At 71.3% G+C, this 13,286-nt stretch carries 11 protein-coding genes; 3 read left to right on the plus strand and 8 right to left on the minus strand.

All coding sequences use genetic code 11. From position 1 onward, the window contains the following. The first annotated feature begins 11 nt into the window (after positions 1-11). A complete protein-coding gene (locus QFW96_RS11625) occupies positions 12-1,469 on the plus strand; it encodes a phosphatase PAP2 family protein (RefSeq protein ID WP_281455592.1) in 1,458 nt (485 codons plus the stop codon). Positions 1,470-1,537: 68 nt separating this feature from the next. Here the strand turns inward: QFW96_RS11625 and QFW96_RS11630 are convergent, their stop codons facing one another. Next, complete coding sequence (locus tag QFW96_RS11630; RefSeq protein ID WP_281455593.1) at positions 1,538-2,587, minus strand: NAD(P)-dependent alcohol dehydrogenase; 1,050 nt, start codon at positions 2,585-2,587, stop codon at positions 1,538-1,540. 108 nt (positions 2,588-2,695) lie between these two features. On the opposite strand from QFW96_RS11630, the gene QFW96_RS11635 reads away from it, so the two are divergent. Then, entirely contained in the window at positions 2,696-3,289 is a 594-nt protein-coding gene (locus QFW96_RS11635; protein WP_281455594.1) for a TetR/AcrR family transcriptional regulator, read from the plus strand. A 103-nt stretch (positions 3,290-3,392) separates the two neighbouring features. Here the strand turns inward: QFW96_RS11635 and QFW96_RS11640 are convergent, their stop codons facing one another. Next, a complete protein-coding gene (locus tag QFW96_RS11640) occupies positions 3,393-3,839 on the minus strand; it encodes an Rrf2 family transcriptional regulator (RefSeq protein ID WP_281455595.1) in 447 nt (148 codons plus the stop codon). A 158-nt stretch (positions 3,840-3,997) separates the two neighbouring features. Between QFW96_RS11640 and QFW96_RS11645 the strand changes: the two genes are divergently transcribed. Then, positions 3,998-5,116, plus strand: a complete 1,119-nt coding sequence (locus tag QFW96_RS11645; RefSeq protein WP_281455596.1) for an NADH:flavin oxidoreductase — start codon at positions 3,998-4,000, stop codon at positions 5,114-5,116. Positions 5,117-5,358: 242 nt separating this feature from the next. Here QFW96_RS11645 and QFW96_RS11650 read toward each other — a convergent pair whose 3' ends face one another. The 6 genes from QFW96_RS11650 to QFW96_RS11675 all read right to left on the minus strand — a co-directional run bounded on the left by QFW96_RS11650 (position 5,359) and on the right by QFW96_RS11675 (position 13,260). Continuing rightward, complete coding sequence (locus tag QFW96_RS11650; RefSeq protein ID WP_281455597.1) at positions 5,359-5,490, minus strand: hypothetical protein; 132 nt, start codon at positions 5,488-5,490, stop codon at positions 5,359-5,361. Positions 5,491-5,517: 27 nt separating this feature from the next. Then, positions 5,518-7,005 carry an amidase gene (locus tag QFW96_RS11655; protein WP_281455598.1) on the minus strand — a complete coding sequence of 496 codons (1,488 nt, stop codon included), beginning with the start codon at positions 7,003-7,005 and terminating at the stop codon, positions 5,518-5,520. Positions 7,006-7,024: 19 nt separating this feature from the next. Further along, complete coding sequence (locus QFW96_RS11660) at positions 7,025-7,429, minus strand: MarR family winged helix-turn-helix transcriptional regulator (protein WP_281455751.1); 405 nt, start codon at positions 7,427-7,429, stop codon at positions 7,025-7,027. Between the two features lie 163 nt (positions 7,430-7,592). After that, on the minus strand, positions 7,593-8,429 hold the full coding sequence (locus tag QFW96_RS11665) for a p-hydroxycinnamoyl CoA hydratase/lyase (RefSeq protein ID WP_281455599.1): 837 nt from the start codon (positions 8,427-8,429) through the stop codon (positions 7,593-7,595). Positions 8,430-8,562: 133 nt separating this feature from the next. Next, on the minus strand, positions 8,563-11,331 hold the full coding sequence (locus QFW96_RS11670) for an ATP-binding protein (protein ID WP_281455752.1): 2,769 nt from the start codon (positions 11,329-11,331) through the stop codon (positions 8,563-8,565). 123 nt (positions 11,332-11,454) lie between these two features. Next, a complete protein-coding gene (locus tag QFW96_RS11675) occupies positions 11,455-13,260 on the minus strand; it encodes an NAD(P)-binding domain-containing protein (RefSeq protein WP_281455600.1) in 1,806 nt (601 codons plus the stop codon). Positions 13,261-13,286: the final 26 nt, after the last annotated feature.

Raw genomic sequence — 13,286 nt, forward strand, 5'->3', positions numbered from 1 at the left:
ACGTGCTCGGCGTGCGCAGCGCGGTCCGGCGGTTGAAGTCCGCCGACCACGACTTCGTGCTGAGCACCGCAGGTTGGCCGCGCAGCAACGCCGATCCCGCGCTGCGGCGGCTCACCCACCTCGCCGACCACAGCAAGCTCTGGCTCGGTCTGGCCGCGCTGCTGGCGACCCGGCGAGGGCGGACCCGGCGCGCCGCGCTGCGCGGAGCCGGTGCGATCGCGTTCAGCAGCGCCATCACCAACGGGATCGGCAAACCGCTGCTGCCGCGCAGGCGACCGGCCGCGGACCTGCTGCCCGAGCACCGGCGGCTCTCCGCGCCGCCGTCGTCCTCGTCGTTCCCGTCCGGCCACGCGGCCTCGGCCGCCGCCTTCACCGCAGCGGTGTCGATGGAATCGCCCCGGCTGGGCCTCGCGCTGCTCCCGCTGGCCGGGGCCGTGGCGTACTCGCGCGTGCACACCGGCGTGCACTGGCCCACCGACGTGCTCGTCGGCGCCGCGATCGGCACTGGCGTCGCCGTGGCCACCCACCGCTGGTGGCCGGTCCGCCCGGCCACGCCCAGCCTCGCCCGCCCCAGCGCGCGCACCGCCGCGATCGAGCGCGGCGAGGGCCTGGTCCTGCTGGTCAACCCGGCTTCCGGGAGCCGCGATCCCTCGTGCGAGCTCGCCCGGCTGCTCCCGCGCGCAGAACTCGTGCACCCGATCCCCGGCCGGGACCTGGCCGAGCAGCTGCACGCGCACCTCGACGCCACCGGCGGGGCCAAGGCCCTGGGCGTCGCCGGAGGTGACGGCAGCGTCGCGGCGGCCGCGGCGGTGGCGGCCACGCGCGGGCTGCCGCTGCTGGTGGTGCCGAGCGGAACGCTGAACCACTTCGCCCGCGACCTCGGGATCATCGACGTCGCCGACTCGCTCCGCGCGCTGCGCACCGGTTCGGCGGTCAACGTCGACCTGGGAACGGTGCTGGTCGACGACCTGCCGCAGCGGTGGTTCGTCAACACCGCGAGCCTCGGCGGCTACCCGGACGTGGTGCGGCTGCGCGCGAAGTGGGCGCCGCGCTGGGGCAAGTGGCCGGCCGGAGCGGCCGCGCTGGTGCGGGTGCTGGCCAGCGCGAAGCCGATCCCGGTGAGGATCAACGGTTCTCGGCACCGGATCTGGCTGATGTTCGTCGGCAGCAACGGTTATCAGCCCAAGGGGCTGGCTCCGACGTGGCGGCCCAGGCTGGACACCGGCGTGCTGGACCTCCGCTACATCCGCGCGGACCTGCCGTTCTCGCGCGCCCGGTTCGTGGCGGGAGCGCTGACCGGGGCGCTGTTCCAGAACCGCGCCTACGTCCAGCAGGAGTGCGACCGGGTGCGGGTGGAGGTGCTCGGACCGCCGGTGGCGCTGGCCCGCGACGGCGAGGTCTCGGTCACCGGGCGCACTTTCGCCTTCGCCGCCCGGGACGGGGCGCTGCACGTCTACCGGCCCGAATAGCACGAGACCCCGGGTGACGCCGCGTCCCGTGTTCGGCGTCGCCCGGGGCCTTGCCCAGCCGTGCGGCGTCAGGCGCCGATGGTGGCGGTGTCGATGACGAAGCGGTAGCGCACGTCGCTGCCGGTGACGCGCTCGTAGGCCTCGTTGACCTGGTCGGCGGAGATGGTCTCGATCTCCGCGCCGATGCCGTGCTCGGCGCAGAAGTCCAGCATCTCCTGGGTCTCGGCGATGCCGCCGATCATCGAGCCGGCCAGCGACTTGTTGCCGCCGATCAGCGAGAAGGCGCTGTAGGACAGCGGGGTGCCCGGGGCACCGACGTTGACCATCGCACCGCCGACCCGCAGCAGACTCAGGTAGGAGTCGACCGGCAGCTCGGCCGAGACGGTGTTGAGGATCAGGTCGAAGCGGCCGGCGAGGGTCTCGAAGGTCGACTCGTCGCTGGTCGCGTAGTAGTCCTTCGCGCCGAGCTTGAGGCCGTCCTCCTGCTTCTTCAGGCTCTGGCTCAGCACCGTCACCTCGGCGCCCATCGCGGCGGCGAGCTTGACGGCCATGTGGCCGAGGCCGCCCAGGCCGACGACGGCGACCTTCTTGCCGGAGCCCGCGCCCCACTGGCGCAGCGGCGAGTAGGTGGTGATGCCGGCGCACAGCAGCGGGGCGGCGACGTCGAGGCCGATGCCCTCCGGGATGCCGCAGACGAACGAGTCCTTGACCACGACCTGCCGGCTGTAGCCGCCGTAGGTGTTCTCGCCGTCGAAGCCGACGCCGTTGTAGGTCTGGACGTTGCCCTTGACGCAGAACTGCTCGGTGCCGGCCTGGCAGTACTCGCACTCGCCGCAGGAGTCGACCATGCAGCCCACGCCGACGCGGTCGCCGACCTGGTACTTGGTCACCTCGGAGCCGACGGCGGCCACGGTTCCGGCGATCTCGTGCCCCGGGACCATCGGAAAGATCGCGGTGCCCCAGTCCTCGCGGGCCTGGTGGATGTCGCTGTGGCAGATGCCGGCGTAGGCGATGTCGATCAGAACGTCGTTCGGCCGCAGGTCACGTCGCGTGATCGTCGTCTGCTCCAGGGGTGCCCCCGGGGACGGAACGGCGATAGCGTTCGTGATCGTGCTCATGAACCCTCCATGGAACAGCTTGTGCACGGGCCCTCGATGTAAGAGCCTTCTTACATCGAGACGTAAGAGGGGTCTTACATATTCCGAACGAGAGATGTGATCCAGGACATGACCGGGAAGTACCACCACGGTGATCTGCGCGCCGAGCTCGTGCGGGTCGCGCTGGACCTGATCGCCGAGCGCGGCGTCGACGGCTTCTCCGTCGCCGAGATCGCCCGCCGCGCCAAGGTCAGCCCCGGCGCCCCCTACCGGCACTTCCCGGACCGCGACAGCCTGGTCGCCGCCGTGGCCACCGAGGTCGCCCACCAGCTCGCCGACGAGGTCGAGCGGGCCGCCGGTGAGCACGACGACCCCGTCGAGGGCCTCGCGGCCGCCGCGGGCGCCTACACCGGCTACCTCATCCGCCAGCGAGTCGGCATGGACCTCATCAACGCCGAGGTCCTCCAAGGCCCCCGCTACGCGGACCTGCACGACCAGACCCGCCGCCTCACCGACCAGCTCCTCCTCCGCACCATGCGGGTGGCCGCCCCCGCCGACGCCCTGGAGCTCATGGAGCAGCTGTTCACCCAAGCCCACGGCTACGGCACCTTCTGGCTCAACGGGGTCTTCACCAAGCACGGCTACACCCCGGCCCTGGTCGTCAGAAAATCAGCCCGAGCGGCCCGAGTAGCGGTCCAGGGCTACCGCCACACCACCCCCTGACCCCGGACCGCCACCGGGGTGACCGAATTTCAATGGAAGCCGGATCCCCGATCTCCATTGAAATCAGGTCCCCGACTTCCATCGAGATCGGGGACTTCCGCGGTCAGCGGTGGGCGGGTTCGGAGTCGAGGGCGCGGATCTCGCGGACGCTGTCGGCGAGGGTGCGGTCGCCCAGGGAGGCGAGAACGGCGCGTTCGGCTTCGGCGGTGAGGTTGGCGAAGAACTCGCCGGTGCGGGCGGCGACCATGCAGACGTGCTCGCCGTCGGGCGAGCGGGCCCAGAGGGGCTTGTCGCCGACCGCGCAGCGGTAGATGTCGGCGAGGGTGATCTCCTCGGCGGGGCGGCCGAGCCGGGCGCCGCCGCCGCGACCCTTCGTGCAGATCACGAGTCCTGCGTTGTGCAGCGGGACGAGGAGCTTGCGCACGAGGCTCGGGTTGGTGCTCAGCTCCTCGGCGAACTGGGTGGAACTGCGCACCTCGGAGCCCTCCTCGGCCGCGATCGCCAGCCGCATCATCACCTGAAGCGCGCGGCAGAACCGGATGTCGAGCACGTCTTCCACCTCCGTCCGCAGGTCAGGCCGCAGTCTAGCAACGAACCCAGAATAGCGACTGTCATAGTTGCAGTTAGCTGAATCGAATATGTACCTTTGTCTTGCACACTTCATCTCCGGGACGTCACGCCTGGAACGCAGGACAGGAGACCTTCACTGTGAGCAGTCGCGCTTCGCAGGCACTGGCCCGCCCGTTCACGCTCGGCTCGGTCGAGCTGCCCAACCGCATCGTGATGGCGCCGATGACGCGCACCATGTCCCCGGGCGGCATCCCGGGTGAGGACGTGGCCGCCTACTACGCCCGGCGCGCCGCCGCAGGCACCGGCCTGATCATCACCGAGGGCACCTTCGTCGACCACGCCTCGGCGGGCATGAGCTCGCGGGTCCCCCGCTTCCACGGCGAGGAGCAGCTGGCCGGGTGGGCGCGCGTGGTCAAGGACGTGCACGCCGCGGGTGGCAAGATCATGCCGCAGCTGTGGCACGTGGGCATCCAGCGCCCGGCCGGTGCGGGTCCGTTCAAGGACGCGCCGGTCGTCGGCCCGTCGGGGATCGGCATGGACGGCACCCCGGGAGCCGGTTCGCCGCTGACGCTGTCCGACATCGACGACCTGATCAACGCCTTCGCCGAGGCCGCCTGGGCCGCCGAGCGGATCGGCTTCGACGGCATCGAGCTGCACGGCGCGCACGGGTACCTCATCGACCAGTTCCTGTGGGAGCGCACCAACAAGCGCACCGACGCCTACGGCGGCAACCACGTCGAGCGCACCAAGTTCGCCACCGACATCGTCAAGGCGGTCCGCGAGCGCGTGTCGCCGGACTTCCCGGTGGTGCTGCGGTTCTCGCAGTGGAAGGCGCACAACTACGACGCCAAGCTGGCCACCGACCCCGACGAGCTCGCCGAGATCCTCGCGCCGCTGTCGGACGCCGGTGTCGACGCGTTCCACGCCTCCGGCCGCCGCTACTGGGAGCCGGAGTTCCCCGAGTCCGGTTCGGAGCTCAACATCGCCGGCTGGACCAAGAAGCTCACCGGCAAGCCGGTCATCACCGTCGGTTCGGTCGGCCTGGACGCCCAGTTCGAGCCGGAGACGCTGGGCACCAAGGGCGCCTCGGTGGAGAGCATCGAGCGGCTGCTGGAGCGCTTCGAGCGCGACGAGTTCGACTTGGTCGCGGTCGGTCGCGCGCTGCTGGCCGACCCCGAGTGGTCGGACAAGGTCCTCGGCGACCGCCAGCACGAGCTCGTCCCGTTCGCCAAGGACGCCCTGAACACCTTGCACTGACGATCACCATCCGGTGGGGACTCGGGTGAGTGTGGTGGGGGAAGTTTTCATGAAAACTTCCCTCCCCAAGTCCCCAAACCGAGGTTTCAAATGACACCTCACCCACCCCACGACGAGAGAACGTGCTGGTGGTGGGGTGCCCGGGGTTCGTCGGGGGAAGTTTCAACTGAAAATTCCTCTGGGTGAGTGGTGGGGGAAGTCTTCATGAAAACTTCCCCCACCACACTCACCCACCAGGCCGATCACCCGATCCGGAAACGCCGGACGGCGTCCTCGTCGAGCTCAACACCCAGACCGGGCCGCGCCGAGACCTCGATATCGCCGTCGGCGTTGACCCGAACCGGGTCGGCGAGCATGAAGTCGCGTCGTCGCACTCGGCCCGCGCCGCACCCCGACCTGAGTCAGGCCGCTTCCAGCAGCGGCGTCGGCTGGGCCCAGGGCGCGGCGACCTCCAGCTGGCGGGCCAGGCGCAGCAGGAGGCCTTCGCTGCGCGGCGCTCCGACGAACTGCACGCCCAGCGGCAGGTTCGCGTCGGTGCGGTGCAGCGGGAGGCTGATCGCCGGGCGTCCGGTGAGGTTGGCCAGCTGGGTGTAGGGCACCCAGCGCAGGCTGTTGTCGACGATCTGCTCCACCGTCCCCAGCAGCTTGAGCACGCGGGTGGTCCGGGTCTTCAGCAGCGCCTTGACCACCGACTGCAGCGCGGGCGGGGTGTCCAGCGAGCCGACCTCGATCGGCGGCTCGCCCAAGGTGGGGGTCAGCAACAGGTCGTAGCGGGTGTGGAAGTCGGCCAGGGCCGCGACGTGCTCGCGGCGCCGCTCCTGCGCGTCGTGCAGCGCGATGCCGCCGGTCGCCCGGCCCAGCGCGGCCATGACGAGCGTGTCGAGTTCGAAACCATCGTCGCCGCAGCCGGTTTCGCGCTTGATCCGCTCGACGTCGGCGGCCTGCCGGACGAACCACATCAGCAGGAAGTCGCGACCGAGCTGGCGGTCGTCGTGCGGCGGCTCGACCTCCTCGACCTCGTGGCCGAGCTCGGTGAGCAGTTCCGCCGAGCGCTCCACCGCGCGCACGGCCTCGGGGTGCGGTTGCTCGCGCAGCGCGCAGCGGGTCGTGTAGCCGATGCGCAGCTTGCCCGGCGCCTCGTCGAGCTGCTCCAGCAGCGGGCGTTCCGGCGACGCGGTGACGTAGGGGCTCATCGGTTCCGGTCCGACGAGGGCGTCGAACATGGCGGCGGAGTCGCGCACGGTGCGGGAGATGACGCCGTTGGTGGCCATGCCCAGGAACTGCTCGGTCTCCACCGGACCGGTGGGCATCATGCCGCGCCCGGCCTTGAGACCGACGAGCCCGTTGCAGGCGGCCGGGATTCGGATCGATCCGCCGCCGTCGCTGGCGGCGGCGACCGGCAGGATCCCGGCCGCGACGGCCGCGGCCGAGCCGCCGGAGGAGCCGCCCGGGGTGCGCCGGGCGTCCCACGGGTTGCGGGACGGGCCGAACAGGTCGGGTTCGGTGACGCCCTTGGAACCGAACTCGGGCGTGTTGGTCTTGCCGAAGATGACGAGCCCGGCGTCGAGCCAGCGCTGCACGACGGTGTCGGTCTTGCTGGCCGTGCGACCGGCCAGCGCGCGGCACCCGTCGTTGCTGACGGTTCCGGCGAGGTCCTGGTGCAGGTCCTTGAGCAGGAACGGGACCCCGGCGAACGGACCGGACAGCTCACCGGCGACGCGCTGGTCGGCGTGGTCGTCGAGCCAGGCCACGATCGCGTTGATCGCGGGGTTGACCGCCTTCGCCCTGGTCCTGGCGGTCTCCAGCAGTTCGCTGGGCGTCACCTGCCCGGTCGCGACCAGCTCCGCCAGCCCCAGACCGTCGTGCCGCAGGTACTCCTCGACGTCCACCCGTCCTCCTCTGCCACCGTCAGCCGAGCGCGTCGCAGCCGAGCTCCAGGCTCTGCCGGAACAGCGCGTGCTGCACCTCGGGAATCGCGCCCAGCATCTCCTCCTCGATCGCCGAGATCAACGGGTCGCAGCGTTCCAGCAGCTCACGCCCGGCGGGCGTGAGCGCCATCTGCAGCACCCGGCGGTTGTTCGGGTCCCGGCGGCGTTCGAGGTGCCCGTTGCGCTCCAGGGCCCGGACCATCTCGTTCATCGTCTGCGGCGTGACGAAGGAGCGGCGCGCCAGCTGCGCCGACGACAGCCCGCCGCGCAACCGCAGCACGGTGAGCGCGGTGAACTGCGGCGTGGTCAGCCCGAGCGGGCGCAACGCTTCGTCCATCTTGGCCCGGATGGCCAGTTCGAGGCGTTTGACCAGGTACAGCGTCATGGGCTGAGCGTCATCAGCTGTCACCGCCCCATCATCGCTCACGCTTCCGCAATCCTCCCAACCCGCGGCGGCAACCCGCACCGCCGCGGGTTCTCGGCGGTCCTCCGGGGCCGGGCGCCGCGACGCCGTTCCGCTCCCCGGACCGTCCAGAACGGTCCCGGTTTCAATCCTCGTACGCGGAAAGCCCCGGCTTGTACGTCTTGTCGTCCAGGAACTGGGACATGCCCTTCTGGCGGCCGTTGGTGTCGTCGAGGAACTGGGACTGCTCGAACTTGGCGTAGAGGTAGTCCTCGGCCTGCTCCCACGGCATGTCGCGGGCGACCTTGTAGCCGACCTTGGCCGCGCGCAGCACGACCGGGTTGGTGGCGGCGAGCTTGGCCGCGAGCTCGCGGGTGCGCTCGCGCAGCCGCTCGGCCGGGACCGCCTCGTTGACCAGCCGCATCTCGGCGGCGCGGCGTCCGTCGAACAGCTCCCCGGTCATGATGTGGTACAGCGCGTCGCGCTGCGGCACGGTCGCGGCCAGTGCGCGGGTGACCACGCCGCCGGGCGGGATCCCCCAGTTGATCTCGGAGAGCCCGAACTGCGCGTTCTCGTCGGTGATCGCCAGGTCGCAGGCCACGAGCGGGGTGAAGGCGCCGCCGAAGCACCAGCCGTTGACCATCGCGATGGTCGGCTTGGACCAGTTGGCCAGCCGCTTCCACTGCCACTCCGCGCTCGCCCGGCGGACCCGGATCTGCACCGACGGGTCGTCGGACTGGTCGACCTCGCGGAAGTACTCCTTGAGGTCCATGCCCGCCGACCAGGCCTCGCCCGCGCCGGTGAGCACGAGCACGCGGCAGCGCGGGTCGGCCTCCAGCGCGTCGAGGGTGCGCACCATCTCGTCGTTGAGCGTCGGGTTCATCGCGTTGCGCTTGTCGGGCCGGTTGAGCGTCACCCACGCGATCCCGTCCTCGAAGTCGACGAGAACGGTGTTGCCCCAGGCATTCTCGGAAGTGGACATGGTGAACCTCTCCGCCGGGAACTCAATCATCAGGAATCCTGATTGTTTCGAGACCGATCGTGAGCGCCACTCCCCATGAGGAGCAAGTTCTTGTGACTCGGACCACTTCAGGAGTGTCGTGCTTCCTGATGGTTCAGGCGCGGCGTCCGGTCGCCTCGACCGCGACCTCGACGCGGGACCGCACACCCAGCTTGGCCAGCACGTGCGACACGTGGACCTCGATGGTGCGGCGCGAGGCGAACAGCTCGGCGGCGATCTCCGGGTTGGACTTGCCGTCGCCGACCAGCAGCGCCACCTGCCGCTCGGTGCGGGTCAGCGCCTCCCAACCGGTGGTGGCGCGCAGCCGCTTCGCCCGCGGCGTCCGGATGCCGTACGGCAGCATCCGGGCCGCGGCGCGCTTCAGGTCCCAGTGGGCGCCGAGCTGGGTGAAGATCTCGGCCGCCTGCACGTAGGCCTTGCGGGCCGCCGGGATCTCGCCGCGCTCGGCCAGCACCGCGGCCAGGTCCTCCAGCGCGCGGGCGCGCTTGGGCGGCTGCTCGGTCTTGTCGTAGTGCGCGATGGCCGCGCGCAGCGTGATCGGGTCGCCTTCGACCAGACCCCGGCAGTGCTGCGCGGCGGCGAGCAGGTTCGGGGCCGCGCCCACGGTCGCACCCTGCCCGCAGGAGTTGGTGGCGCGGGTGGCGGTCTCGGAGTCGCCGGTCTGCAACGCGTAGCGGACCAGCATCGGCAACCACACGTAGTTGCTGCCGAACCGCTCGCTGGCGTCGAGGGCCTCGACGAGGATGGCCTTGGCGCGCTCCAGGTCGCCGTCGATCTCGGCGCCCAGCACCCCGGCCACCATCAGGAAGCCGGAGTTCTCCTGGGAATCCGGCGTCGCCTCGCCCGCGACCGCCAGCTGCTGGTCGAAGACCTCGCGCTCACCGCGGTACCCGGCGAGCATCGCCCGCAGCCCGTGCAGCCAGCGCAGCTGGTGCGGGGTCATCTCGTCGGTGAGCTCGCTCGCGGCCTGCAGCTCGGCCGCGGCGTCGTCCCAGCGCCCGACGGTGAAGTAGTGGTTGCCCGCCGACAGCCGCACGACGGCCAGCCGGGACGGGGTCGCGCTGGTCTCGGCGATGGCCAGCATCTCGTAGAGCACGGACTCGGCCTCGGCGGCGTGGCCGAAGGCGAACAGCAGCATCATCCGGTTGCTGAGCACCTGCAGCCGCAGGTCGACGTTCTCCAGCGCGTCGCCGAGCGCGACACCGGCTTCCTGGTAGCAGACCAGGGCTTCGGCGAGGTCGCTGTTGCGGGCCCGCGCCGTGCCCCGGACGTGCAGGGCGAGGCCGAGCGCGTGGGCGTCGCCGGACTCGCGGGCCTCGGCCAGCGCCCGGTCCACGGTGCGCTCGGAGTCGGCGAAGCGCCCGGACAGCAACTGCGCCTGGGCGAGGGTGCCGCGCATCCGAGCCAGCCAGCGCAGCTCGGACCCGGTGGTGGCTTCGGCTTCGGCGATGACGGCGGCGGCCTCGTCGGCTCTGCGGCGCACGGCCAGCGACCACACCAGGTACCAGGTCAGCTCGGCGGCGCGGGAGCTGTCGGCGACCTCGGCCAGGGCTCGTTCGCTGAGCTCGTGGGCCTGCTCGGGCCGGTCGAGCTGCACCAGCGACAGGGCTCGGGCGGCGAGCAGCACGTCGCGGCGCTCCTCCTCAGCGGGCATCGGGACGAGCGCGGCCTCGAGCAGTTCCGCCGCGCAGGCCGGTGCGCGGTGGGCGAGGGCGTGGCCGTGCTGCACCAGCCAGTCCAGGCTCCAGCCGTCGATCTCGCTGTCGCCGATGGCGATCGAGGCGAGCAGCTGCTCCCCGACCCGTTCCACGGAGGCCCCGGAGTCGTGCAGGACGTGCGCGGCCTGCTCGTGCAGGGCCAGCCGCAGCGAGGTCGGGTTGGTCTCGTAGAGGGCCTGGCGCACGACCGGGTGCTGGAAGGCCAGGTGCAGACCGGATTCCACGAGCACCCCGGAGTCCATCGCCTCCTCGACGTGGCCGACGAGGGCGGAAACGGGCCGTTCGGAGAGGGTGGACAGCTCGCTCATGGCGAAGGCCGGGCCGAGCAGCGCGGCCATCCGGAGCAGGCCGAGGGTCTGGTGGTCGAAGAAGCCGAGCCGCCCGATGACGGCCTCGGCCAGCGAGCGCGGCATCCCGGTGTCCGCGCCGGCCAGCTCGGCGCGGCCGTCGTCGACGGCGATCGCACCCTCGCGGGTCAGGGCCGCGACGACTTCGCCGGCGTAGCGCGGGTTTCCGGCGGCACCGGCGAGCATCCGGCGCAACCGGGGACCGATCCGGGCTGCGCGGGCGAGCGTCCCGGCCAGGCCGGCCACGGCGGTCTCCGCCAGCGGCTGCAGGGAGATCCGGGGCACCTGCGCGCGCACTTCGTGGTGCCCGCGGGCGGGGCGGGCGGCCGAGATCAGCAGCAGCGGAAGCTCTTCGGTGAGCGCGACGAACCGCTGCCACACGTGCATGCTCGCGTCGTCGGCCCACTGGACGTCGTCGACGACGAGCACCAGGGGCGCGTTCGCGCACCACTTGGCGACGAGGTCGGCGAGCTCGCCGACGGCGGTCCCGTCCGCGCCGGAGATCCGCTCGTGGAGCTCCCGCAGCTCCGGTTCGTCGGACTTGGGCCCGACTCCGAGGCAGTCGAGCACGAACCGCAGCGGGAACTGCCTGCTGAGCCGGTCGGCGGTGGCGTGGCGCACCGCGCAGCCCCGCACCGCCGCGTCGGCGACGAGCTGGTCGAGCAGCGCGGTCTTGCCGATCCCGGGCTCACCCTCGATCCACAGCGCACCACCGGTGCCGTCGACCACCGACGCGACCAGCCGCCGCAGCTCGTCGAGCTCGGTCTTGCGGCCGAAGAGCACCGGTTCCGCCGTCATCACGCCGCGAGCCTAGCCGCTGCGAGCCGCGCCAGACCCCTTGAGAGATCAACTACGCCCCAGATTGGGGGCTAGCCCTACCCCACCCGGCCGGGCCCGGGTGGGCCCGGCCGGGTGGGTGGGTCAGGAGGTGTGGTGGACCTCCTGGAGGCCGTAGACGGGGGTGGGGATCCCCTCGGCTCGGGCCTTGAGCTGCAGGGCCAGGTAGAGGGAGTAGTGGCGGGACTGGTGGAGGTTGCCGCCGTGGAACCACAGCGCCTGCTGCTGGGTGGGCTTCCACATGTTGCGCTCCTCCCCCTCCCACGGGCCGGGGTCCTTGGTGGTGTCCGAGCCCAGGCCCCACACCTTGCCGACCTTGTCGGCGACCTCCTGACCGACGATGTCGGCCGCCAGGCCGTTCATCGACCGGAAACCCGTGGCGTAGACGACGAGATCGGCCTCCAGCCGGGTCCCGTCGGTCAGCACCACCTCGGTCTCGGTGAGCTCGGCGACGTCGCCGCGGGCGAGCTTCACGCTGCCGTCGGCGATGAGCTCGCAGGCGCCCACGTCGATGTAGTAGCCCGAGCCGCGGCGCAGGTACTTCATGAACAGGCCCGAGTCGTCGTCGCCGAAGTCCAGCTGGAAACCGGCCTCCTCCAACCGCGCGTAGAACTCGGCGTCCTGCTCGCGGATCACGTCGAAGGCGGGCTTCTGGAACTCGTTGAGGATCCGGTACGGGATCGAGGCGAACGTCAGGTCCGCGGTGCGGGTGTCGATGCCCGCGGCCACCGCCTCCTCCGAGTACAGCGGGCCGAGGCTGTGCTCCATCAGCGAGTCCGACCGCACCACGTGCGTCGACGAGCGCTGCACCATCGTCACGTCGGCCCCGGCCTCCCACAGCGCGCCGCAGATGTCGTGCGAGGAGTTGTTCGAGCCGATCACCACGGCCTTCTTGCCGCGGTAGGCGTCCGGCCCGGGGTGCTCGGAGGAGTGGTGCTGGTCGCCTCGGAAGCGGTCCTGACCTGGGAAGACGGGCACGTTCGGCTTGCCGGACACGCCCAGGGCCATCACCAGCTGGCGCGGCCGGAGGGTGACCTGCTCGCCGTCGCGGTCCACGACCAGCTCCCACTGGCCGTTGTCCTCGTCGTACTTCGCGCTCAGCGCCGTCGTGGAGCCCCAGTAGTTGAGCTCCATGACCTTGGTGTACATCTCCAGCCAGTCGCCGATCTTGTCCTTCGGCGCGAAAACCGGCCAGTTCTCCGGGAAATCGATGTAGGGCAGGTGGTCGTACCAGACCGGGTCGTGCAGGGCCAGCGACTTGTAGCGCCTGCGCCAGGAGTCGCCGGGCTTCTCGTTGCGCTCGACGATGATCGTCGGCACGCCCAGCTGGCGCAGCCGCGCGCCGAGCGCGATGCCGCCCTGCCCGCCGCCGACGATGACGACCTCCGGCTGCCGGGTGCGGCCGAGCTCGGCGAGCTCGGTCTCCCGCTCCTCGCGCCAGGTCACCCGGTCCGGGTTCGCGCCGTGCTCGGCGCCCCGGGGCCTGCGGTGGTTCTTGGGTTCCTCGTGGCCCTTGAGCTCGTCGAGGGTGGTCAGGAACGTCCAGGCCTTGCCGTTGACGAGACGAAGGTGACCGGTGCCGCGCCCGACGGCCGTCTCGAAGGAGAACCAGGCCTCGGTGACCCCGCCGGACTCGGTCGGTTCGCCGAGGACGGTGAACCCGGTCGGTGCCGCGTGCTCCAGCGTCGCCGAGAGCATCGCGGCGATGTCCGCGCGCCCCTCGGAGGTCTTGATGTTCCAGGTGAGCGCGATCAGGTCGCGCCAGTAGCAGTCCTCGCCGAACAGCGACACCACGCGATCGGTGTCGCGGGCCGCGATGGCCTCGGAGAACTCGGTGATCCACTGCTCGACCCGGGCTCGGGTCGCGTTGTGCTCGACGGTCTGGCTCACGCCGACTACCTCCTGCGCGGGCGTCG

Origin of the sequence: Saccharopolyspora ipomoeae, assembly GCF_029952525.1 — a bacterium.
GTDB lineage: Bacteria > Actinomycetota > Actinomycetes > Mycobacteriales > Pseudonocardiaceae > Saccharopolyspora > Saccharopolyspora ipomoeae.

Bases quoted from the DNA above. Each gene is read 5' to 3' on its own strand.
- QFW96_RS11670 (WP_281455752.1), bottom strand. From the start codon at position 11,331: ATGACGGCGGAACCGGTGCTCTTCGGCCGCAAGACCGAGCTCGACGAG.
- QFW96_RS11665 (WP_281455599.1), bottom strand. From the start codon at position 8,429: ATGTCCACTTCCGAGAATGCCTGGGGCAACACCGTTCTCGTCGACTTC.
- QFW96_RS11660 (WP_281455751.1), bottom strand. From the start codon at position 7,429: ATGACGCTGTACCTGGTCAAACGCCTCGAACTGGCCATCCGGGCCAAG.
- QFW96_RS11630 (WP_281455593.1), bottom strand. From the start codon at position 2,587: ATGAGCACGATCACGAACGCTATCGCCGTTCCGTCCCCGGGGGCACCC.
- QFW96_RS11635 (WP_281455594.1), top strand. From the start codon at position 2,696: ATGACCGGGAAGTACCACCACGGTGATCTGCGCGCCGAGCTCGTGCGG.